The organism is Bradyrhizobium sp. CCBAU 21365 (assembly GCF_015291305.1).
Taxonomy (GTDB): Bacteria; Pseudomonadota; Alphaproteobacteria; order Rhizobiales; family Xanthobacteraceae; genus Bradyrhizobium; species Bradyrhizobium elkanii.
The window spans coordinates 5,987,691-6,013,910 of sequence record NZ_CP030036.1 but is presented as its reverse complement, the minus strand read 5'-3'; the positions used below and the strand labels follow the sequence as shown (position 1 = coordinate 6,013,910).

General features: G+C 63.7%; 22 protein-coding genes. 13 read left to right on the top strand and 9 right to left on the bottom strand.

Features of this window, described 5'->3' with window-relative positions; all coding sequences use genetic code 11:
- Positions 1–23: 23 nt before the first annotated feature.
- The 6 genes from XI02_RS28280 to XI02_RS28255 all read left to right on the top strand — a co-directional run bounded on the left by XI02_RS28280 (position 24) and on the right by XI02_RS28255 (position 7,394).
- Entirely contained in the window at positions 24–719 is a 696-nt protein-coding gene (locus XI02_RS28280) for a DUF899 family protein (protein WP_172647708.1), read from the top strand.
- 426 nt (positions 720–1,145) lie between these two features.
- A complete protein-coding gene (locus XI02_RS28275) occupies positions 1,146–2,288 on the top strand; it encodes a DUF2778 domain-containing protein (protein WP_244981094.1) in 1,143 nt (380 codons plus the stop codon).
- Between the two features lie 216 nt (positions 2,289–2,504).
- The gene (locus XI02_RS28270; protein ID WP_172647709.1) at positions 2,505–3,461 is read left to right on the top strand and encodes a helix-turn-helix domain-containing protein; all 957 of its coding nucleotides are present in this window, start codon (positions 2,505–2,507) and stop codon (positions 3,459–3,461) included.
- Between the two features lie 379 nt (positions 3,462–3,840).
- Positions 3,841–5,358 (top strand): aldehyde dehydrogenase, encoded by a 1,518-nt coding sequence (gene adh, locus XI02_RS28265; protein WP_172647710.1) that lies wholly within the window; start codon positions 3,841–3,843, stop codon positions 5,356–5,358.
- An 80-nt stretch (positions 5,359–5,438) separates the two neighbouring features.
- The gene (locus XI02_RS28260) at positions 5,439–5,789 is read left to right on the top strand and encodes a DUF779 domain-containing protein (RefSeq protein WP_172647711.1); all 351 of its coding nucleotides are present in this window, start codon (positions 5,439–5,441) and stop codon (positions 5,787–5,789) included.
- 108 nt (positions 5,790–5,897) lie between these two features.
- On the top strand, positions 5,898–7,394 hold the full coding sequence (locus tag XI02_RS28255) for an AMP nucleosidase (RefSeq protein ID WP_018272381.1): 1,497 nt from the start codon (positions 5,898–5,900) through the stop codon (positions 7,392–7,394).
- A gap of 23 nt (positions 7,395–7,417) precedes the next feature.
- Here XI02_RS28255 and XI02_RS28250 read toward each other — a convergent pair whose 3' ends face one another.
- A complete protein-coding gene (locus tag XI02_RS28250; RefSeq protein ID WP_018272380.1) occupies positions 7,418–8,011 on the bottom strand; it encodes a cysteine hydrolase family protein in 594 nt (197 codons plus the stop codon).
- Between the two features lie 123 nt (positions 8,012–8,134).
- Between XI02_RS28250 and XI02_RS28245 the strand changes: the two genes are divergently transcribed.
- The 3 genes from XI02_RS28245 to XI02_RS28235 all read left to right on the top strand — a co-directional run bounded on the left by XI02_RS28245 (position 8,135) and on the right by XI02_RS28235 (position 14,134).
- Complete coding sequence (locus XI02_RS28245; RefSeq protein WP_172647712.1) at positions 8,135–8,974, top strand: LysR family transcriptional regulator; 840 nt, start codon at positions 8,135–8,137, stop codon at positions 8,972–8,974.
- Positions 8,975–9,099: 125 nt separating this feature from the next.
- Positions 9,100–13,059, top strand: a complete 3,960-nt coding sequence (locus XI02_RS28240) for an adenylate/guanylate cyclase domain-containing protein (RefSeq protein WP_194483234.1) — start codon at positions 9,100–9,102, stop codon at positions 13,057–13,059.
- A gap of 337 nt (positions 13,060–13,396) precedes the next feature.
- Positions 13,397–14,134 carry a Crp/Fnr family transcriptional regulator gene (locus XI02_RS28235; RefSeq protein ID WP_016840462.1) on the top strand — a complete coding sequence of 246 codons (738 nt, stop codon included), beginning with the start codon at positions 13,397–13,399 and terminating at the stop codon, positions 14,132–14,134.
- Positions 14,135–14,151: 17 nt separating this feature from the next.
- Here XI02_RS28235 and XI02_RS28230 read toward each other — a convergent pair whose 3' ends face one another.
- The 4 genes from XI02_RS28230 to XI02_RS28215 all read right to left on the bottom strand — a co-directional run bounded on the left by XI02_RS28230 (position 14,152) and on the right by XI02_RS28215 (position 17,307).
- The gene (locus XI02_RS28230; protein ID WP_016840463.1) at positions 14,152–14,349 is read right to left on the bottom strand and encodes a hypothetical protein; all 198 of its coding nucleotides are present in this window, start codon (positions 14,347–14,349) and stop codon (positions 14,152–14,154) included.
- Positions 14,350–14,389: 40 nt separating this feature from the next.
- The gene (locus XI02_RS28225) at positions 14,390–14,605 is read right to left on the bottom strand and encodes a hypothetical protein (protein WP_016840464.1); all 216 of its coding nucleotides are present in this window, start codon (positions 14,603–14,605) and stop codon (positions 14,390–14,392) included.
- A 701-nt stretch (positions 14,606–15,306) separates the two neighbouring features.
- Positions 15,307–16,947 (bottom strand): chaperonin GroEL, encoded by a 1,641-nt coding sequence (gene groL / locus XI02_RS28220; protein ID WP_018272374.1) that lies wholly within the window; start codon positions 16,945–16,947, stop codon positions 15,307–15,309.
- A 45-nt stretch (positions 16,948–16,992) separates the two neighbouring features.
- Positions 16,993–17,307, bottom strand: a complete 315-nt coding sequence (locus tag XI02_RS28215) for a co-chaperone GroES (RefSeq protein WP_018272373.1) — start codon at positions 17,305–17,307, stop codon at positions 16,993–16,995.
- Between the two features lie 395 nt (positions 17,308–17,702).
- On the opposite strand from XI02_RS28215, the gene XI02_RS28210 reads away from it, so the two are divergent.
- Positions 17,703–17,993 carry an usg protein gene (locus XI02_RS28210; protein WP_026192965.1) on the top strand — a complete coding sequence of 97 codons (291 nt, stop codon included), beginning with the start codon at positions 17,703–17,705 and terminating at the stop codon, positions 17,991–17,993.
- Positions 17,994–18,092: 99 nt separating this feature from the next.
- Positions 18,093–18,659, top strand: coding sequence for a cupin domain-containing protein (locus XI02_RS28205; protein ID WP_018272372.1), 567 nt, complete (start codon positions 18,093–18,095; stop codon positions 18,657–18,659).
- 304 nt (positions 18,660–18,963) lie between these two features.
- Here XI02_RS28205 and XI02_RS28200 read toward each other — a convergent pair whose 3' ends face one another.
- Positions 18,964–19,563 (bottom strand): hypothetical protein, encoded by a 600-nt coding sequence (locus XI02_RS28200; RefSeq protein ID WP_018272371.1) that lies wholly within the window; start codon positions 19,561–19,563, stop codon positions 18,964–18,966.
- A 60-nt stretch (positions 19,564–19,623) separates the two neighbouring features.
- Between XI02_RS28200 and XI02_RS46445 the strand changes: the two genes are divergently transcribed.
- Positions 19,624–20,172 carry an MGMT family protein gene (locus tag XI02_RS46445; protein ID WP_085964837.1) on the top strand — a complete coding sequence of 183 codons (549 nt, stop codon included), beginning with the start codon at positions 19,624–19,626 and terminating at the stop codon, positions 20,170–20,172.
- A 380-nt stretch (positions 20,173–20,552) separates the two neighbouring features.
- Here XI02_RS46445 and XI02_RS28190 read toward each other — a convergent pair whose 3' ends face one another.
- From XI02_RS28190 to XI02_RS28180, 3 genes are all read right to left on the bottom strand, one after another.
- The gene (locus tag XI02_RS28190; protein ID WP_018272370.1) at positions 20,553–22,043 is read right to left on the bottom strand and encodes a gamma-glutamylcyclotransferase family protein; all 1,491 of its coding nucleotides are present in this window, start codon (positions 22,041–22,043) and stop codon (positions 20,553–20,555) included.
- A gap of 234 nt (positions 22,044–22,277) precedes the next feature.
- Positions 22,278–23,078: a hypothetical protein gene (locus XI02_RS28185; RefSeq protein WP_198390637.1), complete on the bottom strand. Its 801-nt coding sequence runs from the start codon at positions 23,076–23,078 to the stop codon at positions 22,278–22,280.
- A gap of 399 nt (positions 23,079–23,477) precedes the next feature.
- Positions 23,478–24,734, bottom strand: coding sequence for a NupC/NupG family nucleoside CNT transporter (locus XI02_RS28180; protein ID WP_018272368.1), 1,257 nt, complete (start codon positions 24,732–24,734; stop codon positions 23,478–23,480).
- 116 nt (positions 24,735–24,850) lie between these two features.
- Here XI02_RS28180 and XI02_RS28175 point away from each other — a divergent pair, with 116 nt between their 5' ends.
- Positions 24,851–26,074 carry an MFS transporter gene (locus XI02_RS28175; RefSeq protein WP_018272367.1) on the top strand — a complete coding sequence of 408 codons (1,224 nt, stop codon included), beginning with the start codon at positions 24,851–24,853 and terminating at the stop codon, positions 26,072–26,074.
- Positions 26,075–26,220 lie beyond the last annotated feature (146 nt).

The window sequence follows — 26,220 nt, the reverse complement described above, 5'->3', positions numbered from 1 at the left end:
CGTCAACCACGCGAGGTTCCAATATGACCAGTTCCGTTCTCAAGCCTGCCGCCGAACTCGCCAAGACCAATGTCAGGCGCTTTCCCAATGAGAGCGCCGAGTATCGCCGCGCCCGCCAGGCGCTGCTTGTCGAAGAGATCGAGCTGCGCCGGCATATCGAGCGCGTCGCCGAGCTGCGCCGTGCATTGCCGCCGGGCGGCGAGGTGACCAAGCCGTATGAGTTCACCGGCGAGTCCGGTGCGGCCTCGCTCGCCGATCTGTTCGGCAGCAAGCCGACGCTGATCGTCTACAGCTACATGTACGGCCCGCAGCGCGAGAAGCCGTGTCCGATGTGCACATCGTTCATGGGCACGTGGGAGGAGAAGCTGCCCGATATCGAGCAGCGCGTGTCGTTCGTGTTCGTGGCGCGCTCGCCGATCGCACGGCTGATCGAGGCGAAGAAGGCGCGCGGCTGGACGCGTCACAGGATCTACTCGGACGCGTCGGGCGATTACACGCGCGACTATGTCAGCAAGGATGACAGCGACCTGCCGGGCTACAATGTCTTCACGCGCCACAACGGCACGATCCGTCATTTCTGGGCCGGCGAAATGGGGGCGGGCACGATGGACCCCGGCCAGGACCCGCGCGGCGCGCCGGACATGGATCCGCTCTGGACGGTGCTCGACACCACGCCAGAGGGACGCGGCACGGACTGGTATCCGAAGCTCTCCTATTGAGGAGATGGTTTTTGCGCGATCCCCGCGCGATTACGGGGCGATCGGCAAGGAAATTCTCCCCTGAATATATTCCGGCATGCTGCGTTGGAGCAGCATGCCGGAATGTCCCATGATGGGACAGAAAAGCCGCTTCGGCGGTCCAATGTCATCTTAAAAAAGCCCTACGCCACAGGCACTTCCCGCGCTGCAGGGGATCGCATCCGGTTAAGTCGCATTTAACTAAAAGTCGCCTTAATGGCCGTCTGTGCCCCCGCGCGACGTTGAGCCGAACACCGTTCGACCCCGCGTCGAGTGAGGGACAAAGGTGGACCTGTTTTGAGCGCCGGGCGTATGGGTACGAGTGCGAGTGCGTATGTTCTTGGGGCGCCAAGCCGCAAGAAATCTTCCCGAAAAATCCTCCCACAGCATTTCCTCGGCAGCGCCGCGGTGGCGGGGCTGGTGCTTGGCTGCGCCTGGACCGTCTACGCCAACATCTTTGCGGCGAGCGTCTATCCGTCGGTGGGCAATGCGTCGTTCGATGCGCCGGTGGTGAAGCGGCCTGTCGCGGTCGCTGCGCGGCCGACGCCTGCCTTCAACGAGGTGTTCGCATCCCTGACGCCGGCACCGGCGGCGCCCGCGAAAACCGAGGTCGCGAAGTCGGAAGCCGCGGCATCGTCGCTTATGTTTAACGATCGGTTTGCGGCCGCCTCGCCCGATGGCGTGGCGTCCAGCGTCGTGGCTGACGCCGCATCACAGATCGACCCGATCAAGCAGGCCGCTGCGCCCAAGCTCGCTGAAGCGGCGAGGGCGGTCGCCTCTGCAGAGCTCGCCGAGACATCGAAGCCATTGCCGGCGCCGAAGTCGGTCGAAGCCGCCAAGAAGCAGGCCGCCGCCAATCTGAAGGTGGCGCTCAACGATCCCGCTGCGGACGTTCAGCCCAAGGGTGCCGATAAGGCGTCCGAGGCGAAGCCTGCCGAAGCCAAGCAGGCGACCAAGTCCGGCGGCGTCCGTGACATGGCCGCGCGCGCCAAGGCCGCGGTGATGTCGATTGCATCGAACGAGCGGCAGACCATGGTCGAAAAACTGTGGGGCAAGCGGGAGGCGAGCGGCGGATTGCTGTCCTTCGCCTCGGCCGACGCGAACGTGACCGGCAGCATTCCCTCGACGCTGGACCAGAACCCGATGCTCGGCGGCTCGCCGCCCTATGACCGCCAGACCGCGGTGTACGACATCTCGGCCAGGACCGTGTACCTGCCCGACGGAACGCGCCTCGAGGCGCATTCGGGCCTCGGCTCCCGGCTCGACGATCCCAGATCCTCGCATCTGAAAATGGTCGGCGTGACGCCGCCGCACATTTACGAGCTCAAGCCGCGCGAGGCGCTGTTCCACGGCGTGCCGGCGCTGCGGCTCAACCCGATCGGCGGCGAGGGCAAGATCTTCAACCGCGTCGGCCTGCTCGCGCACACCTTCATGCTCGGTCCGAACGGCGACTCCAACGGCTGCGTCTCGTTCAAGGACTACTACGCGTTCCTCGACGCCTACCGTAACAAGGGCATCCGCCGTCTCGCGGTGCTCGCGCGGGTTCAGTAAGCGCATTCTGCTGGAGGGGACGCTTGTTCCCTTGGCCTGTCCCGCGGTCAACTCCTGGAACGGCCACCGCTCCATCGTCAGTTCCTGTCCGAAGGTCCCGGTTGCCGTCCCTTGAAAGGCCGTGGGGCGCGCTATATCCTGCTGCATACAAGGGTGCCAGGGTCAACAGCGCCGCGCTCCCGAGGGTCATAGAACCCCGGTGGCAGGGAGGGAAGCATGAGCCGATCGCTGGGCGTCATGCATACGGACAAGGTTCTCGACGTGCTGGCAGGGCGCGGAGCGCCATCCGACCTGTCGGCGTCGTGGCGTCGTTCCGGCCATCTGCACGCGCTCGATCCGGCGAGCCGCCTGCCGTCGCATCGTCTCAGCCAGGCCGACATCGCCGCTGCGCAGCAGCGGCTCGGCGGATTCCTGAAAGTCGCCCAGAGCACGCTCGATCGGCTGTTTCTTGCCGTGGGCGGGGTCGGCTGCTCGGTGCTGCTCGCGGACCGCGACGGCGTCGTCGTCGACCGGCGCGGCGCGGGTGCCGATGATGCGACCTTCGACGCCTGGGGGCTCTGGACCGGCGCGGTCTGGAGCGAGAAATACGAGGGGACCAACGGCATCGGCACCTGCATCGTCGAGAAGCGCCCGCTGTCGATCGACCGCGAGCAGCACTTCTTCACCCGCAATTCCGGGCTGTTCTGCACCACCGCGCCGATCTTTGATGAGCATGGCGAGCTTGCCGCCGCGCTCGACGTTTCCTCCTGCCGGGCGGATTTGACCGGCGGATTTTCCCGATTGATCGCGACCACGGTCACCGACGCCGCCCGCACGATCGAGGCCGAGAATTTTCGCCGCGCGTTTCCCGACGCGCGGATTCTGCTGACGCCCAAAAGCGAGCGCGCCGTCAACTCGTTGCTGGCGGTCGATCGCGACGATCTCGTGATCGGTGCGACGCGGGCTGCGCGGCGCGCGCTCGGCCTCAACGCGGCGTCGCTGGCGCGGCCATTGCCGGCGGCCGACCTGATCGGCGAGACTCGCGACGCGGGTGACCTGGCTGCCGCGGAACGTGCAGCGTTGCAGCGTGCGCTGGCGCGCGCCGGCGGCAATGTGTCGAAGGCCGCCAGGGACCTCGACATGTCCCGGGCGACCTTGCACCGCAAGCTCAAGCAGCTTGGCTTGCACCGTTAGCGCGCAATGACCTTTGGTTGAATCGGCTCGCCGCGGCTTCGATTCACCTCTCCCCACCGGGGAGAGGTCGGATTGCTCCTGGCGATGCGAAGCATCGTCCAGTGCAATCCGGGTGAGGGCTCTTGCTCTCTCGATAGACCGGAACCCCTCACCCGATTTGCTGTGCAAATCGACCTCTCCCAAGGGAGAGGTGATCCTTCGACGCTATTCCAGCTCAACCTGATCTCATCGATGCGCCCGCGCCGATTTGCGGCGCACTCTGTCTCAGATTTGCGACACTTCCCTCGTGGCCCTTGGGGCGAGCCCCTGTTCTGTCTGCCTGATTTGACCGAGCGTTCCGGCCAACGCCGTGTGCATCGGCGTGCCAACGGAGGAACACATGAACAAGGTGGACATGCAGTCCGTGCTCAAGGCGCCGTTCGCCAAGCGCTACGGCAATTTCATTGGCGGCGAATGGCGCGAGCCCCATTCCGGGAAGTATTTCGACAACGTCTCGCCGGTGACGGGACTTCCGATCTGCGAAATCCCGCGCTCGGATGCTGCGGATATCGAGGCCGCGCTCGACGCGGCGCATGCAGCCAAGGGCGCCTGGGGCAAGACCAGCGTCGCCGAGCGCTCGCTGATCCTCAACAAGATCGCCGACCGGATGGAGGCCAATCTCGAGAAGCTCGCGACCGCCGAGACCTGGGACAACGGCAAGCCGATCCGGGAGACCATGGCGGCCGACATACCGCTCGCGATCGACCACTTCCGCTATTTCGCCAGCGCGATCCGCGGCCAGGAGGGTTCGATCTCCGAGATCGATCACGACACCGTCGCCTATCACTTCCATGAGCCGCTCGGCGTCGTCGGGCAGATCATTCCCTGGAATTTCCCGATCCTGATGGCGACCTGGAAGCTGGCGCCGGCGCTCGCCGCCGGCAATTGCGTCGTGATCAAGCCCGCCGAGCAGACCCCGGCGTCGATCATGACCTGGCTCGAACTGGTCGGCGATCTCCTGCCCAAGGGCGTCCTCAATGTCGTCAACGGTTTCGGCCTCGAGGCCGGCAAGCCCCTGGCCTCATCGAACCGGATCGCCAAGATCGCCTTCACCGGCGAGACCACGACCGGCAGGCTGATCATGCAATACGCCTCGCAGAACCTGATCCCGGTGACGCTCGAGCTCGGCGGCAAGTCGCCCAACATCTTCTTCAAGGACGTCTGCGCCGAGGACGACGACTTCTTCGACAAGGCGGTCGAGGGCTTCGTGATGTTCGCGCTCAACCAGGGCGAGGTCTGCACCTGTCCGAGCCGTGCGCTGATCCAGGAATCGATCTACGACAAATTCATGGAGCGCGCGCTGAAGCGCGTCGAGGCGATCACGCAAGGCAGCCCGCTCGATCCGACCACGATGATCGGCGCCCAGGCCTCCTCCGAGCAGCTGGAGAAGATCCTCTCCTACATCGACATCGGCAAGAAGGAGGGCGCGCAGGTCCTGACCGGCGGCGAGCGCAACAATCTCGGCGGCGGGCTGTCGGGCGGCTATTACGTCAAGCCGACCGTCTTCAAGGGCACCAACAAGATGCGCATCTTCCAGGAGGAGATCTTCGGGCCGGTCGTGTCCGTGACCACCTTCAAGGACGACGAAGAGGCGCTCTCGATCGCCAACGACACGCTCTACGGCCTCGGCGCCGGCGTGTGGAGCCGCGATGCCAATCGCTGCTACCGGTTCGGCCGCGCCATCCAGGCCGGCCGGGTCTGGACCAACTGCTATCACGCCTATCCGGCGCATGCGGCGTTCGGCGGCTACAAGCAATCGGGCATCGGCCGCGAAACGCACAAGATGATGCTCGACCACTATCAGCAGACCAAGAACATTCTGGTGAGCTACAGCCCGAAGAAGCTCGGCTTCTTCTGATATCCGGACCACACGCTGTAGACGAACGTGACGAGCTCCGGCGGAATATGCCCGCCGGAGTTTGCATCGCGGAGGTCGAGATGGCTGACAAGGTGACTGCGACGCCGGCCGCGCTGGAGCTCATTGCCGAGATCGTCGCCGATCACGGCCCGGTGCTGTTTCACCAGTCCGGCGGCTGCTGCGACGGTTCGTCGCCGATGTGCTATCCGCAAGGCGAATTCCTGATCGGCGACCACGACGTCAAGCTCGGCGAGATCGGCGGCGCGCCGTTCTACATCAGCGGCGCGCAATATGGCGCCTGGAAGCACACCGATCTGATCATCGACGTCGTTCCCGGCCGCGGCGGCATGTTCTCGCTCGACAACGGGCGCGAGCGCCGGTTCCTGACCCGGTCCGAAATCTGCGCGTTGCCGCCCCGCGAGGCGGAGTAGGGCAACTTGGCGCGATCGGCGTCGAACTGGAACTGAGGGCTATTGTCGCTATATTGTGCTGATCCAGGGCGAGTCCAAGCTCGGCAACGGATCTGGTGCAAAGCGAACATGTCTCCCACACCCTCCATCGAAACCCCGCCGCCGATCACGACCGAAGCGTTCGTCGATGCCGCAGCCGCGGTTGTCCGTCTCGAAGAGATCTACGAGCGCAACACCGGCTTCCTGCGCAATCGTTTCGAGGCCTATGTCAACGGCGTGCCGTTCACGACGCGGGTGCGGGCGCATTATCCGTTCGTCCGCATCACGACCTCGTCGCACGCGCGGCTCGACTCGCGGCTTGCCTACGGCTTCGTCGCGGGGCCCGGCATCCACGAGACCAGCATCACGCGGCCCGATATCTTCCGGACCTATCTGACCGAGCAGATCGGGCTCCTGATCAAGAACCATGGCGTGGCGGTCGAGATCGGCGAGTCGCACGAGCCGATCCCGATCCATTTCGCTTACCGCCGCGACATCAATATCGAGGCGGCGCTGACCATCGCCGACAGTTCGGCGTTCACCCGGTCGCTGCGCGACATCTTCGATACGCCCGATCTCGCCGCGATGGACGATGCGATCGCCGACGGCACGTTTGAGCTGACGCCGGGCGCGCCGGAGCCGCTGGCGCTGTTCCGCGCCGCGCGGGTCGATTACTCTTTGCGCCGGCTCTACCACTACACCGGCACCGATCCTGAGCACTTCCAGAATTTCGTGATCTTCACGAACTACCAGTTCTATGTCGATGCCTTCGTGCAGCTCTCCCAGCAGCGGCTTGCGTCGGGCGAGGCCGGTCTCGAGGCCTTCGTCGCGCCCGGCAATGTGATGACGCATAATGCGCGGCTCGGCGGCGGCAGCACCGGGACCCCGTCCGAACGCGTCCCGCAGATGCCGGCCTTTCATCTGGTCCGGCCCGGCTATCGCGGCATCACCCTGATCAATATCGGAATCGGTCCGTCCAATGCGCGCAACATCACCGATCACGTCGCGGTGCTGCGGCCGCATGCCTGGTTGATGATCGGGCACTGCGCCGGACTGCGCAACACGCAGCGGCTCGGCGATTATGTGCTTGCCCACGGCTATGTGCGCGACGACCACGTGCTCGATCACGAGCTGCCGCTCTGGGTGCCGATCCCGGCGCTGGCGGAAATGCAGGTCGCGCTCGAGGAAGCGGTCGGCGAGGTGACCGGGCTCTCCGGCTTCGAGCTCAAGCGGCTGATGCGCACCGGCACGGTCGCCAGCGTCGACAACCGCAACTGGGAGATCAGCGGGCCGCAGGTGATCCGGCGCATGTCGCAGTCGCGCGCGGTCGCGCTCGACATGGAATCGGCAGCGATCGCCGCCAACGGCTATCGCTTCCGCGTCCCCTACGGCACGCTGCTCTGCGTTTCCGACAAGCCGCTGCATGGCGAGATCAAGCTCGCCGGCATGGCCAGCGAATTCTACCGCCAGCGCGTCGGCCAGCACCTTGAGATCGGTCTCAAGGCGCTGGAGCGGCTCAAGCAGCAGGAATCCGAACGCCTGCATTCGCGCAAGCTGCGCAGCTTTGCCGAGGTCGCGTTTCAGTAGCGCAGCGCCGCGAGGATCAGCGCTCAGGCAAGCGCGTTGCCGCGGGCGATGATCGCGAAGCGGTCGGACAGTTCGGCGAGCGCGACGTCGTGAATGAGCCTTGCGGCAATCGTGCCGCCGACGCCGTCGGGCAGGTCGCGGGTGGCGCAGCTGTCGGCGTCGATCGTGGTGCGGAAGCCGAGATCGAGCGCGGCGCGGGCGGTCGAGCTCACGCACATATGCGTCATGAAGCCGGCGAGCACCAGCTCCTTGCGGCCGGTCGCGGCGAGCTGCGCGTTGAGGTCGGTGCCGGCGAACGCGTTCGGCAATTGCTTCTCGATCACGATCTCACCCGGCCGCGGCGCCAGCGGCGCGACGATCGCGCCACGCTCCGCGGTGCGGTCGAACAGGCTGCCCGGCTGGCCCTTGTGCGCGATGTGGATGATCGCGGCGCCGCTTTCCCGGGCGCGCGCGAGCAATGCGGCGGCGCGCGCAATCGCCGGCTTGGCGTCGGGCAGCGCCAACGGACCGGCAAGGTATTCGTTCTGGATGTCGATCAGCACCAGGCAGCTGTCGCCGAGGCGCGGCGGGGTGAGGTCGATACCGGCAAGCTGCATCAATGTCTTGGCTGATGTCATGGTCGTTCTCCAGCGGATGTGTCGCCGAAAACATAGCCCGGGTTCGGCCTGCTGTTATGCAGGGATATTGCAGCCGGTGGCTGCGTTATTGCAGGTGGCGGCCGCACGATGTAGCCTGCCGCCATGAACTGGGACGATCTTCGCATCATCGCAGCGGTCAGGGACGAGGGCACTTATGCGGGCGCCAGCGCGCGGCTGCGCATCGACGAGACCACGGTCGGGCGCAGGCTGGCGCGGATCGAGCGCGCGCTCGGCTTGCGCCTGTTCGAGGCCGTCGATGGCGTCCGCAAGCCGACCCGGCAGTGCGACATGGTGCTCGCGCATATTGAGGCGATGGCCGCGCATGCCGAGGAGATCGGCCGGATCGGCGAAAGCCTGCCTGGTCCGGTCGGGCGGCTGCGCATCGCCTCCACCAGTGCGATCGCCGAGGAGGTGCTGGCGCCGCGCGCAAGTGAATTCCTGCGCGCCCATCCGGGCCTGACGCTGCAGTTTCTGACGTCGAGCGACCACGTAAAATTCTCGCGCTGGGAGGCCGATCTCGCGATCCGCCTGCGCAAGCCCGACAAGGGCGACTTCGCGATCTCGAAGCTCGCCGAGGTCAGGTCGTATTTCTTCGAGCCGGCCGCGACAACGGCGGGAGAAGCGATGCTGTGCGCCTATCCTGACGAGCTCGGAGGGATTCCGGAAATGCAGTTCCTGCGCGCGAAGCGGCTTCGCGCGCGCTGCGTGACCGACAATGTGCGGATCATCCAAACGCTGATCCAGTCGCATCACGCGGTCGGCGTGTTGCCGGAGCACAGCTGTGCCGCCCTGCTGACCGACCGCCGTCTGCGCGCCACGCTGCTGCCGAAGCGACGCGACGTCTGGCTCCTGGTGCAGAACCATCTCAAGCGCGACGCGGCAACGCGCGTCACCATCGACTGGCTGCGCGCCTGCTTCCAGGATGCCGCGCAGAGGGGGTGACGCGCCCTCGCGATGACGGGACGTGCTGCGACGCCTGGGGCACAGCTCCGCCCCGTCATGAAAAAATCACGCGCAGCCCTCTTGCAACCCGGACGTGGCGGTGGCCGGCCAGCACGCTGGACGAGGTGCTGTCTGCGAAGACGGCGCTCGATACGGAGCTTCGCGACTTCGTCCGCGATCGTGTCGCGGACAGCGGCGTCGAGGTCACCGAGCTGGGCGTGAAGGACGTGATCCTGCCCGGCGAGATCCGCGAGCTGGTCAACAAGGTGGTGGAGGCGGAGCGGGTGGCGAAGGCCAACCTGATCCGCCGCCAGGAGGAGACCGCGGCGACGCGTTCGCTCCTGAACACCGCCAGGCTGATGGAGGAGAACCCTCTGCTGCTGCGGCTCAAGGAGCTGGAGTCGCTCGAGCGCCTGGTCGAGAAGGTCGGCCGCATCGACCCTCGATGCGCTGCTGACCAAGCTGGTCCGCCTCAAGGCGCCCGAGAGCGCGTAAGACAAGAAGGGCCGCCCACGGGCGGCCCTTCGCTTTTTGCGCCGGCACGGGCCGCTGGCATTCTTATGAATGTTAGCGTGCAGGACGGCTGTACCGGGGCACCGCTATGGGCGCAATTCGCATGTGCTGCTCCGGGCCGCAAAACAGAGGTGCCACCCCGGGCAGATTGCGATAACGTTTGCGCACCGTGGTCCATTCGGCCAGCCGTCAACCCGTCGGTGAAGCCAGTGCAGCAGATTGCGGAATGGCTCGAGAAGCTGGGACTTGGGCAATACGCGCTGCGTTTTGCCGAGAACGGGATCGACCTCGGCGTTCTTCCCGAATTGACGGATGAAGACTTCGACAGGCTCGGCGTCCTGCTCGGCCATCGCCGCAAGATGCTGCGTGCGATCGCCGATCTCAATCAAGCCGAACTGATCGCCGCGCCGGTTTCACCGCACGATGCCGAGCGCCGCCATCTCACCGTGATGTTCTGCGACCTGGTCGGCTCGACGGCCTTGTCGGCACGTCTCGATCCCGAGGACATGTGGGAGGTGATCCGCGCCTATCGCGCAGCCTGTGCGCAGGTGATCACGACATATGACGGCGCCGTTGCCAGATTTATCGGCGACGGGATCCTGGCTTATTTCGGCTATCCCCGCGCCCACGAGGACGATGCGGAGCGCGCGGTGCGCGCCGGCCTCGACGTCATTGCCGCAATCGGCAAGCTCGAGACCCGCGCGAAAGAGGGCGTTGCGGTTCGGATCGCGATCGCGAGCGGGCTTGTCGTGGTCGGCGACCTCGTCTCCGGCGGCGCGTCGGAGGAGCAGGCGCTGGTCGGCGATGCGCCGAACATCGCGGCGCGGCTGCAAAGCCTGGCGGAGCCGGGCGTGGTGGTCGTGGCGGCCTCGACCCGGCGGCTGCTCGGCAATCTGTTCACGCTGCGCAGCCTCGGCCGCCGCGAGGTCAAGGGCATCTCCGAGCCGATCGCGGTGTGGGCCGTCGAAGGCGAGCCGGCATCGGAAAGCCGTTTCGAGGCGGTGCGCACCGCGCGCTCGATCGGCTTCGTCGGCCGCAAGGCGGAGATCGAATTTGCGTTGTCGCGCCAGCAACTGGCGTGGCAGGGCCAGGGCCAGGCGGTGCTGATATCGGGCGAAGCGGGTATCGGCAAATCGCGCATCGTGGCGATGCTCTCCGACAGCCTGGCGCCCGGGACACACCGCCGTGTGCGGTATCAATGCTCGCCCTATCACACCAACAGCGCGCTGCACCCGTTTGTCGCCCAGCTCGAGCGTGCCGCCGGCATCAGGTCGGAGGATGCGCCGGAGCAGAAGTTGGACAAGCTTGAAGCCATGCTGGCGCTCGGCACGCAGCACGTGCCCACCGTGACACCGCTGATCGCAGCGCTGCTGTCGATCCCGACCGGCGAGCGCTATCCGCCGCTCGGCCTCAGCCCGGCGCAGCAGCGGCGGCAGACATTCGCAGCGCTGCTCGACCAGCTCGAGGGCCTTGCCCGGCAGCAGCCGGTGCTTGTCGTCTGTGAAGACGTGCACTGGGCCGATGCCACGTCGCTCGAACTGCTCGACCTCGCGGTCGACCGGATCAGGGGGCTGCCGATCCTCATGCTCATGACGTTCAGGCCGGAGTTCGAGCCGCCATGGGCGGGGCTCGCCAATGTCAGCCTGCTGCGGCTCGATCGGCTCGACCGGCAGGACACCCGCGCGCTGATCGAGCAGGTGACCGTCGGCCGGTTGCTGCCCGGCGAGATGATGACGCAGATCGTCGAGCGGACGGACGGTGTCCCGCTGTTCGTCGAGGAGCTGACCAAGATGGTCATGGAGTCGGGGCTGCTGGTCGAGACTGCCGGGCGCTATCGCCTCGACAATCCGCTGCCGCCGCTGGCGATCCCGGCGACGCTGCAGGATTCGCTGATGGCCCGGCTCGACCGGCTGGCCCCGGTCAAGGAGGTGGCGCAGATCGGCGCTGCGATCGGCCGTGAGTTCTCATATGCGCTGCTGCGCAGCGTGGCGGGGCGCGATGATCTGACGCTTGCCGCGGCGCTTGCCCAGCTCGAAGAGGCCGAGTTGCTGCTGCGCCGGGGCGTGCCGCCGGATGCAAGCTACAGCTTCAAGCATGCGTTGGTCCAGGAGGCGGCTTACGAGAGCTTGCTCAAGAGCCGCCGGCAATTGCTTCACAAGCATATCGGCGATGTGCTGCGCGACAAGTTTGCCGAGATGGCCGAGATCGAGCCGGAAGTCGTTGCCTACCATTTCACCGAGGCAGGGCTCGGCGAGACCGCGCTGGCGTGGTGGCGCAAGGCCGGTCAGCAGGCACTGAAGCGCTCGGCCTATTGCGAGGCGATCGCGCATCTCGGCAAGGCGGTCGCGATCGCCGATCAACTGCCCGACGAGCCGGCTCGGATGATCGGCCGGCTCCATCTGCAAATCGCCTACGGCCGCGCGCTGCGGGGCAGTCTTGGGCACAGCGCCCCCGAGACGGTGGCCGCCTGGACGCGCGCCCGGCAGTTCGCCTCGGATGTCGATGATCCAATCGAGCTGGCGCCGATCCAGTCGGGCTTCTTCAACGCCTGCTTGACCCACGGCGAGCTCGCGCCGATGCGAGAGCTGGCGGAGGCGATCATGGGCGCAGCAGAGCGGCATCCGGATTCGCCGGTGGCGGCAATCGTCGCGCGCTGGACCAGCGGGGTGACCGCCTGGTTCGCGGGCGAGTACCTGAACGCGGGCATCCATCTCGAACAGGCCTTCGCGGCCTATGCGACCGAGCCGGATCCGGCAACCTTCAAGGCCTCCACGCTCGACTTGCCGTTCGTCATCATGAGATTTCTCGCCCTGGTGCTTTGGCCGCGTGGCGAGATCGATCGGGCCCGGCAGCTCGCGGGCGCAGCGGTGAACGTCGCCGGGAAACAGCGCGCGCTCGCGCGCGCCAATGCGCTGGTTCACAAGGCCGTCTTCGACGGGCTGTGCGGCAGCAGGTTGCGCCAGACCGAGACGATCCTTGCCCTGGGCCTGGCGCAGGACCACACGATGCCGCTGTATGTCGCCGCCGGCACCTATCTCAATGGTCTGGAGAAGTGGCGTGCCGGCGACCGGGCCGCAGGTCTCGCGGAGATGCAGCGTGGCTGGACATTGCTTCACGAGAACGATTGCTACCTCTGTGAACCGTTCTGGGGATTGCACATTGCCGTGGCGCATGCGGAGGCCGGGCATGTCGATGCCGGGCTCGACATCATCGATGGGTTGATCGAGGCGACCGAGCAGTCCGGGCAGCACTGGCTGGATGCCGAGCTCTACCGCGTGCAGGGCGAACTGCGGTCGCGCCGCGTCAGCCCTGACATGTCCGGCGCCGAGGGCGCCTTCCGCCGCGCCCTCGAGATTGCGCGAAGGCAGCAGACCAGGACGTTCGAGCTGCGCGGCGCGCTGGGACTTGCACGTCTTTACAGCCGCAGCGGCCGGGCAGAGGAGATATCTCGATTGCTGGCGCCGGTGCTCGCCGGCTTCGATGCGGCGCTCGATCTTGCCGAAATCAAGGACGCGCAGGAACTGCTCGCGCAGGCGCATCAGTGGCCGGACCGCCACTCGCGCGCGTCTTGACGGGTGCCGCAGCGGAACGGTCACACCGCGTCCGCCACCTTCCTCCTCGCGCGGGTGGTGAAAGAGCAGGTTCGGATTTCGCGCGCGGCGCTTGCGAAGCGAAACTGGAACTGTTGGGTTCCCGAAGTTCTACGGTGGCGGCGATGCGCATTTTGCTATTGCGTCCGCTGGCGCATTTGCATCTACTTTAAAAAGCGCTGCTGCAGAGAATTCCGCCTTGCGGTCAAGCGTTTGGAATTTGTTTTTGATCCTGTGTTTGAGTGAGTATGCTGTGCGACCCTTGACGTTCCCGCAGGTGAGCATTTCCGGTGGAACTCGTAATCGCCTTCTCGCGACATTGTCGCCGGCGGATCTGGACCTCCTGAGACCCGAACTTGAGACCGTTGCGCTCGAACAGGATGCAGTCCTGGCGCGCGCCGGTGACGAGATCGACTACGTCTTCTTTCCTCACAGCGGCGCGATCCTGTTGATGATCGACATGGCGGATGGGCACACGGTCGCGACCGGTGTGGTTGGATGCGAAGGGGCGGTGGGCAGTCTTTCGGTGCTTGGAGCCTCGCCGTCAGGCATTACCGCCGTCGTTCGTGCGGCTGGTACCGCCTCGCGGGTTCCGGCGGCGCGCTTTCATGCTGCTTTCGGCCGCAGTCCCGGGATTCGGCAGGCAATCCAGAAGCATGTCAGATCGATGCTGATCCAGTTTCAGCTCGGCTCCGCCTGCAATGCGCTCCATCCGGTCGAGGCGCGGATGGCGCGCTGGCTGCTTCAGCTTCGCGACCGCGTCGACAGCGACGTCCTCCCGCTGACCCAGCACGCGCTGTCACAAATCCTCGGCGTGCGACGAACAACGGTGACCTTGCTGATGGGCAACCTGCGCAAGCGCGGCGCGATCAGGTCGGATCAACGAGGCCAGATCGAGATCGATCGGGCGCGGCTCTTGGCGGCGGCGTGCGAATGCCATCGCGTCATGCGTCTCGAAGCCGAGGAGATCTTCTCGGGCGACAAGGTTCGAACGCGAGGAATGGCGCCGGCCAACGATCCGCGCATCCCGGAAATCGAGGCGGACGACGCCGTGTGAGCGTGTCCCCGGTCGGATCAGCTTCCCGGCCGCCGATCAAGCTCCCGTGCGGGGGAGGATGCCCCTTCGAGCTTCGCAATCTCGCGCAGCACCTTTGCGGTCTCGCGCAACTCATTGCGCTTCAGACCGGGTTTCAGCCGTCGCGCTTCGTCGAGAAAGTCCTTGGCCTGCAGCAGCCAGGCAGACGTTTCCGTCGAGATCTGCACCTGCGCCATGGTGTCCCTCCATCGCGGTCGTCAAAAGTGGCGGCCATTTTCAGGCCGGCGAACCGCCGCCGCGGCGTCGCCGCACGCGGATGCTCGGCTCATCGACCCAGGCATCCCGCGCAAACCAGGCGTGATCCGCGCGGCAAAACGGACAGGGGGTGCGCGCGAAGAACACGGTGCTGCGTCGAAAGCTCTCGCGATCGGTTTTGATTCCGGTGGAAATCGCGTGTCCGGTTTGCGGACATCTGACCATCACCATGCCCATGAGCGCCTCCCTCCCATATTGTTGCCTTTTGCTTTTTGCCTTGCCGAAATAGTCCGGCCGGTTGGATTGGCCCCAGATCGGTGCGCGGGGTAGTTGGGGGGCATCGCGCACCTGCGGCGGTTGACGGAGCATCGGGCAGTGGGGGCTGCATGCTCGTCACTGGGCTTCTTCCAACCGGCCAGGTCCCTCCTTGAACGAATCTTCAATGTGACTTCAACGCCGCTTCTTCAGGCGGCTCGGCAGAAAACCTCTTCGCTTTCGCCCACCGTACAGCCTCCCTCGCAAGTGAAAGCATTCTCCGCAACGCTCGCCCGCGTCACGGGAGCTGACGCTCCGTGCTCGATTCGGATTTTTGAGAGTGAAGTTCGATCTCGTCCCGAGCTTACTGTGCGGGACGAAGATGACGCTGTCGGTTCGGTTTGCGACTCTCGCGCAAAATTTTTTTGAAATTGTCAACTCAGACCAACGTATGTTTACGGAGAGTGTTGTGCATAACGTGCATGCTGGGAGCCGCGTGAGGCTCCTGTCTCAGCGTGAGGTTGTGCAAAGTATCCGCATTGGCCGCGCTGCAGCAAGCGAGCTTGCCCAAACAAAAACCCCGGCATCGCTGCCGGGGTTCTGCATTTCGTTGTCGTTGAGCGAAATCCCGGCTCTGCGGTGCACCGCTTCGCGCTGCACCGCGTCCGGGACGACTTCGTCGCTTAGAAGTCCATGCCGCCCATGCCGCCGCCCGGAGGCATCGCGGGGCCGCCGGCGTTCTTCTTCGGCAGCTCGGCAACCATCGCTTCCGTGGTGATCAGGAGCGCGGCCACCGAGGCAGCGTTCTGGATCGCGGTGCGCACGACCTTGGTCGGGTCGATGATGCCCTTCTTGACGAGGTCGGCATAGTCGCCGGTCTGGGAGTCGAAGCCGTAGTTGTAGGCCTTGTTCTCCAGGATCTTGCCGACAATCACCGAACCGTCTTCACCGGCGTTGATCGCGATCTGGCGAGCGGGAGCCGACAGCGCCTTGCGCACGATCTCGACGCCGGTCTTCTGGTCGTCGTTCTTGGTGCGCAGGCCCTTGAGCTGCTCGGAGGCACGGAGCAGGGCGACGCCGCCGCCCGGGACGATGCCTTCCTCGACAGCCGCGCGGGTCGCGTGCATCGCGTCATCAACGCGATCCTTGCGCTCCTTCACCTCGACCTCGGTCGCGCCGCCGACGCGGATCACCGCGACGCCGCCTGCGAGCTTGGCGAGACGCTCCTGCAGCTTCTCACGGTCGTAGTCCGAGGTGGTCTCCTCGATCTGCGCCTTGATCTGGGCAACGCGGGCGTCGATGTCGGCCTTCTTGCCGGCGCCGTTGACGATCGTGGTGTTCTCCTTGTCGATCATCACCTTCTTGGCGCGACCGAGCATCTGCAGCGTGACGTTCTCGAGCTTGATGCCGAGGTCTTCCGAGATGGCCTGGCCGCCGGTCAGGATCGCGATGTCCTGCAGCATGGCCTTGCGGCGATCGCCGAAGCCCGGAGCCTTGACGGCCGCGACCTTCAGGCCGCCACGCAGGCGGTTGACGACGAGGGTGGCGAGGGCTTCGCCTTCGACGTCCTCGGCGACGATGACCAGCGGCTTGCCGGTCTGCACCACGGCCTCGAGCAGCGGCAGCAGCTCGTTCAGCGAGGAGAGCTTCTTCTCGTTGATGAGGATGTAGGCGTCGTCCATCTCAACGCGCATCTTGTCGGCGTTGGTGACGAAGTAGGGCGAGATGTAGCCGCGGTCGAACTGCATGCCCTCGACGACGTCGAGTTCGGTCTCGAGCGACTTGGCTTCCTCGACCGTGATCACGCCCTCGTTGCCGACCTTCTTCATGGCGTCGGAGAGGAACTTGCCGATCTCGGCATCGCCATTGGCCGAAATGGTGCCGACCTGGGCGATCTCCTCGTTCGAGGTGACCTTCTTCGAGTTCTTCTGGAGGTCCGCAACGACGGCTTCGACCGCGAGGTCGATACCGCGCTTCAGGTCCATCGGGTTCATGCCGGCGGCGACCGACTTGGCGCCTTCCTTCACGATCGCAGCCGCGAGCACGGTCGCGGTGGTGGTGCCGTCGCCGGCCGCGTCAGCGGACTTGGAGGCGACTTCGCGCACCATCTGGGCGCCCATGTTCTCGAACTTGTCCTCGAGCTCGATCTCCTTGGCGACGGTGACGCCGTCCTTGGTGATGCGGGGAGCGCCGAACGACTTTTCGAGCACCACGTTGCGGCCCTTCGGACCGAGGGTGACCTTCACCGCGTTGGCCAGGATGTCGACGCCGCGCAGCATCTTGTCGCGTGCCTCGACGGAGAATTTGACTTCTTTAGCTGCCATCTGAATTTTTCCTTGGAATGGTTTGCCTGGGGAGGGAGGAGGCGCTTAGGCCGCCTTCTTCTTGGAAGCGGGGACGTCGAGCACGCCCATGATGTCGCTTTCCTTCATGATCAGCAGGTCTTCACCGTCGATCTTGACCTCGGTGCCGGACCACTTGCCGAACAGGACGCGGTCGCCGACCTTGAGGTCGATCGGGATCAGCTTGCCAGCTTCGTCGCGGCCGCCCGGGCCAACGGCGATGACTTCGCCCTGCGAGGGCTTTTCCTTGGCACTGTCCGGAATGATGATGCCGCCAGCAGTCTTCTCTTCGGCGTCGATACGCTTGACCACGACGCGGTCGTGAAGCGGACGGAATTTCATGCAGTCCTCCTAAACATTTGTAGATGCTGTAGATTTTTGGAGAGTTAGCAGTCCAGCCCAGCGAGTGCCAGACTGACTAGGCAGGAGATAGGCCAAGCCTTGGCGGCGGGCAAGTGCCTCTAGCAGAAAAATTGGCACTCGTAAGTGCCGCCTGCCAAAGGGATGCCGAGATCATTTCGACATCCTTAATGCCGCCAGGGAGAGGGCGCGGGGGCTATTAGCAGATGCGGTAAGCTGCTGCCAACGCAAGAAATTTCAACAACCTATTAAACATTTAGGCTTGAGATGGGTTAGTCGCGTGCGTCACATTTCTCTCATGTGAGCGCATCCATTGCCGGTGGTCCGGCGGGGGAGGTCGGCCACCACGTGAATGCGCTCCGTCACAGGAGGTTGGCATGGTCTCGCGAGTTGGTGGGGTTGTTTCCGACGATTTCCGGAAGCAGTTGCTGGGGTACGGGCTGACGACGGCGCAAATCCTCTATCGGATGCCCGATCACCCCTCGTTGCTGCAGACCTATGTCTGGCAGAACTACGACCTGTTTCCGAAATTTCCGGCGCTGCAGGATTTCCTCGCGTTCTGGCAGGCGAAGCTCGAAGGCCCGCTGTTTTCGGTGACGGTGGCGCATTCGAAGCTGGTCAAGCCGGCCGAGCTGCGCGCCGTCGACGGCGTGTTCCGGCTGCACTGAGCGGGCAAGGGAGCAAAAGCGCGCTGTGCGCCTTTGCTCGCCTCGCGGCGCGCGACTTGTGTTAGCCTCTCTCCGTCACAAAAAGACGGGAGGCGAACAATGGCCAAGAAGACGGCATCAAGATCGGCAGCCAAGACCGCGGTGAAGAAGAAATGGTCGGGGCTCGGCGCCGGCACCAAGAAGACGTCCGCGAAATCGTCCGCGCGCAAGACCATCAAGTCGAAGGGACGCGTCTCGGCGGCGAAGAAGAGCGCAGCGAAAGCTGCAACCAAGGCGCGGCCGAAGCAGCGCGTCGCGATCAGCCATCACCGCGAAGAGGACTTCAAGGCCGACGGGCTGCGCGCCTATGCCAAGTACCGCGACCTCGGCATCGCCGCCGCCTCGCATGGCCTCGCGCAGGCACACGTCATCCGGCTGCAGGGACCGTGCAATCCCGATGAAGTGTCGAAGCTGCACTTCCACGATGTCGACTTCCAGATGGTCTACGTGCTCAAGGGCTGGGTGAAGACCTACATGGAAGGCGAGGGCGAGACCCTGATGCAGCAAGGCAGCGCCTGGACCCAGCCGCCGCGCATCCGGCACATGATCCTGGACTACTCCGACGACGTCGAACTGCTGGAGGTGATCCTGCCGGCCGAGTTCAAGACGGTGGAGTTGAAGGCGTAGGCTTTTCGCGGCCGTCATGGCCGGGCTTGACCCGGCCATCCATCCTGCTTCGCGAGATTCTCCTGGTCGATGGATGCCCGGGTCAAGCCCGGGCATGACGATTTTCTTGGCCGTGTACCCATAAAACCGTCGGCGTGACTCTACGTCCGCTTTGCCCCGATAGCGACCAAGTTCGTGCGGCAACGCAAGATGTCGCGATGGGCCAATTTCGGAAGTCCGCCAAATGTCATTTCTTGATCCTCGTAGAGTACCAAAGAAAGACCGCCTTGCGGCGGTCTCTCTGAGTCCAACCAGTGTGCTTTGATCAGGCAGCTCGCTTGAACGCGTCCCGTGCCGCCTCATTGGCGCGATCGAAGGCAGCACGCGTTTCCGTCAAAGCTGCCATAAGTGCGGACCATGACTGGGTCCCCGCCTGGTTCAACTTCTCAAGTTTTTTCTCCGCCTCGACTGCATCGGCGTTCATACGCTTCACGGCGGCGTCAATATCGCCCCGACGCTCAGAAGCGAATTTTTTGGCATCGCTGCCAAGTTTGTCGGCCGCTTCGCGCCACGCTTTCAATTGGGCATCGGCTTGAAGCTTAAACATCGCCTGCTGGTGCTCGATTTGCTTGCCGAAGCTCTCGACATATTTCCTGACCTCGGCCTCGAACGAGCGCCAGTCATCCTCTAGTTTTGCCTTCGCCTGGATCCAGGCGGCCTCGTTAGCTTCCGATTGCTTCTTCATGGTGTCCCGGAAGTCATCACGCTGCTTGCGCAGTTCAGCCAGAATCTTCTCAGCCTTGTCGCGGACATCGGCCTGCACCTCGGCTACCTTGCCTTCAAGCGATGTCACTGCGGCGTCCATTTCATCGAGACGCTCCTTGGCCCAAATTGTAAAGAAGTGGGGATTGCTTTGCGTCACCATTTGCTTATCTCCTCGTATGCCCCATTTTGCTGAGTAACATGCCGCGCCCACCTGTTTTTGATGCAAGTCAACATCAAACCCAGGAGTGATCCTCGGTCTGACCCGACTTCACCTAAGAAGTTGGGAGGTCCGAAATGGGTCATTCACGTCGAATCGCATCGGGCGGAGCCGCCGGTCGATGTCCGCAATGCTCCGTTTGCGTCCACGCCGGCACTGCGCGGTAAACGACGCCAGGGGCCAATAGCTGCCCACAATGTTAGGACGGCGACGCGCATTTCGAAACTAACACCGGCACGTCCGGTCGAATCTTCCGTGCCAGCGCGACGCGCTCGTTCCAACCGCAAGCAAAAAGAAATCTGCTACACTTCGCCTATGAAAACCTTTTCGGATAAGGCTCGCGACATCGTGCGCAAGATCCCAAAGGGGAAGACCATGTCGTACAAAGCTGTCGCTGCTAAGGCCGGCAATTCGAAAGCTGCACGCGCGGTTGGTGCCATAATGCGCACGAATTACGACCCATCGATCCCCTGTCATCGCGTTATTGCAAGCGACGGCTCAATGCGCGGCGACGTTCGTCCGCGCCGTCGACCGGCCCAACAACGATCCTGACAGGGAGCTTCACCGCGTCAGCACCGCCCCGGATTGTGCGGAGCCTGTCATCGGGCGCGCGTTCGCGCGACCCGTTGGCTCCATCCGGGCTACTGTGTCTACGGCTGCGTCAGCATCCCCACGATCGCGCCCATCAGGCAGGTCGTCAGCGTGCCTGATCGACTTCAGCCCGAGCGCGTTGATCTCGTCGCGCCGTACACAGCGCGTCCGGAGAACGTCCCGAAGGGCGGACGCGCCTTCCGCCGGTTGAACATAACTTTCAACACAATAGGCGTGCCCACTCACCAAGCGACTAACCACCGTAGTCCATTATGTCTGTGGAAATCGTCTCGGAGTTGCGCTGCCGGTCCGGATCGATAACGCGCGCCGAATTCGTAGCATCACAGCTCGGGACTTCCCAGCTTGGCCCGCTCATTCTTGTCGCGTGTCGCATTGGGGTCATCGATCGCTTCTACAGACTGGATATGCTTTTCAATATAGTCGGGCGGCAAGCCGTGTTCCCTAGCTCCGGAGAGGACAAAATCTTTGTACCAGCTGTAGGGCTTGAGGTTGTCGTCGATGTGCTCAGGGGTTGCGCGATAGGTAAGGACCTTTCGCCTGCGACCTTTCTCGTTGATGACCGTGACAATTGCGTGCTCGTAGCCGCTGCCGACGCCTTCCGCCGCATCTAGCGTGGCGCGCTCGGATGGATCGAAGCTGAAGAGGACCCCGATTACGTTGTCGTTGTTGCCACTAGCAAATGCGTTGCACTTTCCAGACTTGTCCCTGCTGCGCTTATGGAAGCGAAGCGTATGACCGGGCAGGGTAGCAATGCCGAGTGGCTTGCAGCTCGGCGTGCGCTCACGCAGCCGGGCGGTGCACATGTTGGATCCGTAGGCAAAATAGACGACCGGCTCCGGTGGCCCGGCTTCTCTCTTCTTTAGCGGCTCGATCGGCGGATCGCCGGGCCTAACAATCTTGCGCAGCGGAACTGTCATTATGCTGGGCTCTTCGGACTCTTCACCCTCGCGAGTGATAATCGGTTGTCCGTCCTCAAGATTGAGGAGTGGGATGGGCCTGCCGCTCCATCCGCAATCTGCGCAGTGCGGCCGTTCCCAGAGTATGTTGGGCGCGGCTGCGTTTTCTGCGTGTTGTGGTTCGAGATGCGGCAGGCCGCAGTTCGGGCATTCTTCAGGTACACCGCGCAATGCACGAATGATCAACCGAGCCGCCATTCCGCAGGCAAGCTGGATTAATACGTGCGCCATGTCGGCATCAAGCCAGGTAGCGGACTTTGAATGCGTCAGCCAGTTAGAGAACGTCCATGCGGACTCCAGCGCACTTTTGACCGCCCCACGACGCTCTTTGTTCGTGTCGCTCGGCAGAAGATCGTTGCAGATGATTTCTGTCCACGCGCGGAAGTTCGCACGCTGCGGTGGGTTGTCGGTCCACATTGCCGAATCTTGCGCGACGCCGATCAGTTCGAGTAGCGCTTCTCGGCAGCGGACGCCAACAGCCTGATAATCGGTGAGGCTCTGAGCTTGTGTCAAGGCGGCGCCGGCTTCTTCCATCTTCTCGAAGACCCGACCGAACGGTAGGATACGTAGGTCGTCCTCCTGTTGATCTTCCGTGCGCGGGACGCGGATGATCAGGCCAATATGGAAGGTCAGAGCAAGGTCCATACTTGGGAATTGCTCTTGAGAGTAAAGATTCGTGCCGCCAGTGATCACCCACCAGCGATCCTTGTTGGTATGGATATCCCACACGTCGTGACGGGTGTTCCCGACGGCCTCCGAGTAGACCTTCTGCATGAAAGTTACCTCGAGGTCCGGCGCTTGCCATTCAAAATATTCTCGGACTTCCTCGATCTCCTCCTCGGTAGCTTTCAACATGATCGTCACACAGCGATTTCGAAGGGGTTATGGAAGCCTCAACAATAGACCATACCGCGGAAACATCATCTGCCGCCTTCGCTGTGCAACCGGCGCAAATTGCTTGCGATTATGTCGCGAAGAAAAACAGACACACCATATGACTCGCCAATTCGCTTAGTTTTAACCCTCTATTGGCTTTCGGTGGCGTGCCATTATGCGCGCATCATCACCCCCGCAATTGAACAATAGAGCCTACGCGTCTGCGCCTATCGGTTTAGCCGATCTCTGCTTTGCTCTGGCTTTCTCAAGTTTTGCCGGGTCTTCCCTTTGGACAATATCGATGGTGTTCAACATTTTTGCTAGTTGCTGCTCATTCGTCCATTTCGCGCGAAGCGTCGGAAAAAAAGAGGCCAATATCTCAACCGGGATCGATATGACCAGAATGAATAACACCAGAAAGCCGACAAACATAATCGCACTGGATGAGTAGGGCATTCCAGCAACGATTGTCGCCAACACGCTTCCGTATTCTTGGTCTACCTCCTCTCCTAAAATAGGAAGGCGTTTGTTGTCATATACAGCGGAGATATTTTTGCTTACTGAATAGGGCCAACCGCTGATCACGCCATACACTTGAACAGACTCCAAAGGATCGATGGGCTGGACTATGATCTTTTTAGTCAGGCCCTTTGCGCCCGGTGTCGCTTGGCGCGAGTAGAGAAATGAATCGTCCTTCGCAATTACTTCAACTGGTTTCGAACGAACGCTGCTTACGTTGCTAATGGTAATGACGGCGACGCGCATTTCCCTCTCAAATCTAAACGGTCCGGAGAGAGGGCCAACTATGCCAAATGCTGTTGCGATCGATTTCTCTAGTTCGCCTACCGCCTTTCCGTCCATTCCGTACAACGGGTTTGGCACGGATACCCACCTCACGTTGGCCGCTAGAAAGCTGGCTTCGGGCGAGGTTACGTATTGCCAGATGACCGTGCCAATTCCGCCTACCATCATCAATATGAGAGGCACCACGAGTTTTTCTATCCAATACGTCATCATTTCTCACCAACCTGCGATGGGCGGGGCAAGAAGCTGCACCGGCTCACACGTTTCACTCAAGGTTGAGACTGGCTTTTCAAAAGGAATCTCTACTCGACTTTCGGCGGGGGGGGGACCGGCGGGAAAGTTGACGCAGCGGTACCCGCTAAGGTTCGCGCTGATCAGTCAGGCATTTGGCTTAATGGCAATGGCTAGTCGTTTGGTGAGTGAAAATCGGCAAACCCTGAAATTATTTGGCTTTTTGACTTGACTGGCGGAAGGGGTGGGATTCGTACCCACGGTACCCTTGCGGGCACGCCGGTTTCGTAGTCCGCATGGAGCGAAGCGAAATCCGGGACTCGTGCACATGGTCAGCACCGCCCCGGATTACGCAGCGCTCCATCCGGGCTACTGCGGCTACGGCTGCGTCAGCATCCCCACGACCGCGCCCATCAGGCAGGTCGTCAGCGTGCCTGAGACGATCGACTTCAGCCCGAGCGCGTTGATCTCGTGGCGCCGCTCGGGCGCCATGATGCCGAGGCCGCCGATCATGATGCCGAGGCTCGCGAAGTTGGCAAAGCCGCACATCGCGTAGAGCATGATCAGCCGCGAGCGCGGATCGAGCGTGTCGGGGCCGAGCTTCGACAGGTCGACATAGGCGATCAGCTCGTTCAGCACGGTCTTGGTGCCCATCAGGCTTCCCGCCGTAATCGCCTGCGGCCAGGGCAGGCCCATCAGCCAGCACACCGGCGCCATGACGTAACCAAGCAGCCGCTGCAGCGAAACCTTCGCGCCGCCGATCTCCGGCAGCAGGCCGATGATCGCGTTCGCCAGATACACCAGCGCGACCAGCACCAGCAGCATCGCGATGATGTTCATCAAGAGCTCGAGCCCGGCGGCCGTGCCCTTCACGATGGCGTCCATCGTCGACGACACCTGGATATCGGGATTGTCGAGCGATCCGCCGGTGCGCTTGTCCGAGGTTTCCGGCACCATGATCAGGCTCACCAAAATTGCGGCCGGCGCGCCGAGCACCGAGGCGATGACGAAATGCGCGGCCGCATCCGGGATCAGCGGCGCCAGCAGCGTGGCGTACAGCACCAGCACTGTGCCGGCGATCCCGGCCATGCCGCCGGTCATCACCAGAAACAATTCGCTGCGGGTGAGCTGCGCCAGATAGGGGCGGATGAAGAGCGGCGCTTCGACCATGCCGAGGAAGATATTGGCCGCAGTCGAGAGCCCGACCGCGCCGCCGACGCCGAGCGTGCGCTCGAGCAGCCAGGCCATGCCGCGCACAACAGGCGGCAGCACGCGCCAATAGAACAACAGCGTCGTCAGCACGCTCATGACCAGCACGATCGGCAGCGCCTGGAAGGCGAGGATGAAATCCGAGCCCGGCGCCTTGGGATCGAACGGCGCCGGGCCGCCGCCGACATAGCCGAACACGAAGGCGGTGCCGGCGCGCGTCGCGGCCGCGATCGTGCCGACCGCGTCATTGATCGCGCCGAAGGCCTGCGTCACCAGCGGCACCTTGATCAGCACCAGCGCCGTGACGAGCGTGACGACGAGCCCGATCGCCGCCTGGCGCAGCGACACCTTCAGGCGATTCTCGCTCAGCGCCCAGGCGATCAAGAGCAACGCCACCACGCCGAACGCCGATTGCAACTGCAGCATTACGCCCCCAAGAACACTCACGCGATTATGGGCAGGGGTCTCGCGCAGCGCAATGCTGTTGCGCGTTCATCTGGTCGCCATTGACAAGTTGCAGGCGCTCGGCCACGCAATCACCCATGTCCTCCGCCACGCCGGCCGGCGCCCGCGATCTGTTCGGCCACAGACCGTTCCTGTTCTTCTTGTCGTCGCGCAGCCTGTCGCGCTTCTCCAGCCAGATCGGCGCGGTGGCGATCGGCTGGCAGATCTATGATCTGACCGGCAGCGCATTCGACCTCGGCATGGTCGGACTGGTGCAGTTTCTGCCGACGGCGCTGTTGGTGTTCGTCGCCGGCCACGCCGCCGACCGCTTCGAGCGCAAGCGCGTGGTGCAGGCCTGCCAGATCGCGGAGGCGCTGACCGCATTGTTTCTCGCCGCGAGCACCTTTGCCGGCACCATCTCGGAGATCCAGATCTTCGTCGCGACCTTCGTGCTCGGGATCGCCGGCGCATTCGAGAGTCCGGCGACCGCCGCGCTGTTGCCGCTGATCGCGCCGCAAGGCTCGCTGCAGCGGGCGACCGCGATCTCGAGCGGCGCGGCGCAGGTCGCGACCATCACCGGACCCGCGCTCGGCGGCTTCGCCTATGCCCTGATGCCGAGCGCGCCCTACGGCATCATGATGGTGTTCTGGCTGTTCGGCGCGCTGCTCACCGGCGGCATCGGCCGGCTGCAGCAGGCGCCGGTGAAGAACGGCGGGTCGTCGGACGATCTGTTTGCCGGCGTCACCTTCGTGCGCAGCAATCCGGCGATCCTCGGCACCATCTCGCTCGACCTGTTCGCGGTGCTGTTCGGCGGCGTCACCGCGCTGCTGCCGATCTATGCGCGCGACATCCTGCAAGCCGGTCCGCTCGGCCTCGGAATCCTGCGCGCTGCGCCCGCGGTCGGCGCGCTGTTGATGACGATGGTGCTGGCGCGGCACACCATCAACCGCCGCGTCGGCATGCGCATGTTCCAGGCGGTGATCGTGTTCGGCGTTGCGACGGTGGTGTTCGCGCTGTCGCACTGGATGTGGCTGTCGGCGCTGGCGCTCGCGGTGCTCGGCGCCGCCGATACGATCAGCGTCGTGATCCGCTTCTCGCTGGTGCAGCTTGCCACCCCCGACGAGATGCGCGGCCGCGTCGGCGCGGTGAACTTCCTGTTCATCAACGCCTCGAACCAGCTCGGCCAGTTCGAGAGCGGCGTCACCGCGGCGCTGCTCGGCGCCGTGCCGTCGGCCGTGCTCGGCGGCGTCGCCACGGTCGCGGTCGCGCTGCTCTGGATGAAGCTGTTCCCGACGCTGCGGGACGTCGAGAAGCTGGAGTAGGGGAGTTCTGCATCCGCAGACACAGCCTCATCCTGAGAGGACGTGAGGCCATATCCTCGTCCACGCTGTCATCGCCCGGCCTGTGCGCAATTGCGCACATGGACCGGGCGATCCAGTACGCCGCAGCCTCTCGGCTCAAGCACTGC

What these genes read in the sequence shown, in the direction of transcription:
- XI02_RS28280 (WP_172647708.1), top strand. Translation starts at nt 24, where the DNA reads ATGACCAGTTCCGTTCTCAAGCCTGCCGCCGAACTCGCCAAGACCAAT.
- XI02_RS28270 (WP_172647709.1), top strand. Translation starts at nt 2,505, where the DNA reads ATGAGCCGATCGCTGGGCGTCATGCATACGGACAAGGTTCTCGACGTG.
- adh (WP_172647710.1), top strand. Translation starts at nt 3,841, where the DNA reads ATGAACAAGGTGGACATGCAGTCCGTGCTCAAGGCGCCGTTCGCCAAG.
- XI02_RS28260 (WP_172647711.1), top strand. Translation starts at nt 5,439, where the DNA reads ATGGCTGACAAGGTGACTGCGACGCCGGCCGCGCTGGAGCTCATTGCC.
- XI02_RS28255 (WP_018272381.1), top strand. Translation starts at nt 5,898, where the DNA reads ATGTCTCCCACACCCTCCATCGAAACCCCGCCGCCGATCACGACCGAA.
- XI02_RS28250 (WP_018272380.1), bottom strand. Translation starts at nt 8,011, where the DNA reads ATGACATCAGCCAAGACATTGATGCAGCTTGCCGGTATCGACCTCACC.
- XI02_RS28245 (WP_172647712.1), top strand. Translation starts at nt 8,135, where the DNA reads ATGAACTGGGACGATCTTCGCATCATCGCAGCGGTCAGGGACGAGGGC.
- XI02_RS28230 (WP_016840463.1), bottom strand. Translation starts at nt 14,349, where the DNA reads ATGGCGCAGGTGCAGATCTCGACGGAAACGTCTGCCTGGCTGCTGCAG.
- XI02_RS28225 (WP_016840464.1), bottom strand. Translation starts at nt 14,605, where the DNA reads ATGGGCATGGTGATGGTCAGATGTCCGCAAACCGGACACGCGATTTCC.
- groL (WP_018272374.1), bottom strand. Translation starts at nt 16,947, where the DNA reads ATGGCAGCTAAAGAAGTCAAATTCTCCGTCGAGGCACGCGACAAGATG.
- XI02_RS28215 (WP_018272373.1), bottom strand. Translation starts at nt 17,307, where the DNA reads ATGAAATTCCGTCCGCTTCACGACCGCGTCGTGGTCAAGCGTATCGAC.
- XI02_RS28210 (WP_026192965.1), top strand. Translation starts at nt 17,703, where the DNA reads ATGGTCTCGCGAGTTGGTGGGGTTGTTTCCGACGATTTCCGGAAGCAG.
- XI02_RS28205 (WP_018272372.1), top strand. Translation starts at nt 18,093, where the DNA reads ATGGCCAAGAAGACGGCATCAAGATCGGCAGCCAAGACCGCGGTGAAG.
- XI02_RS28200 (WP_018272371.1), bottom strand. Translation starts at nt 19,563, where the DNA reads ATGGTGACGCAAAGCAATCCCCACTTCTTTACAATTTGGGCCAAGGAG.
- XI02_RS46445 (WP_085964837.1), top strand. Translation starts at nt 19,624, where the DNA reads ATGCAAGTCAACATCAAACCCAGGAGTGATCCTCGGTCTGACCCGACT.
- XI02_RS28190 (WP_018272370.1), bottom strand. Translation starts at nt 22,043, where the DNA reads ATGTTGAAAGCTACCGAGGAGGAGATCGAGGAAGTCCGAGAATATTTT.
- XI02_RS28185 (WP_198390637.1), bottom strand. Translation starts at nt 23,078, where the DNA reads ATGACGTATTGGATAGAAAAACTCGTGGTGCCTCTCATATTGATGATG.
- XI02_RS28180 (WP_018272368.1), bottom strand. Translation starts at nt 24,734, where the DNA reads ATGCTGCAGTTGCAATCGGCGTTCGGCGTGGTGGCGTTGCTCTTGATC.
- XI02_RS28175 (WP_018272367.1), top strand. Translation starts at nt 24,851, where the DNA reads ATGTCCTCCGCCACGCCGGCCGGCGCCCGCGATCTGTTCGGCCACAGA.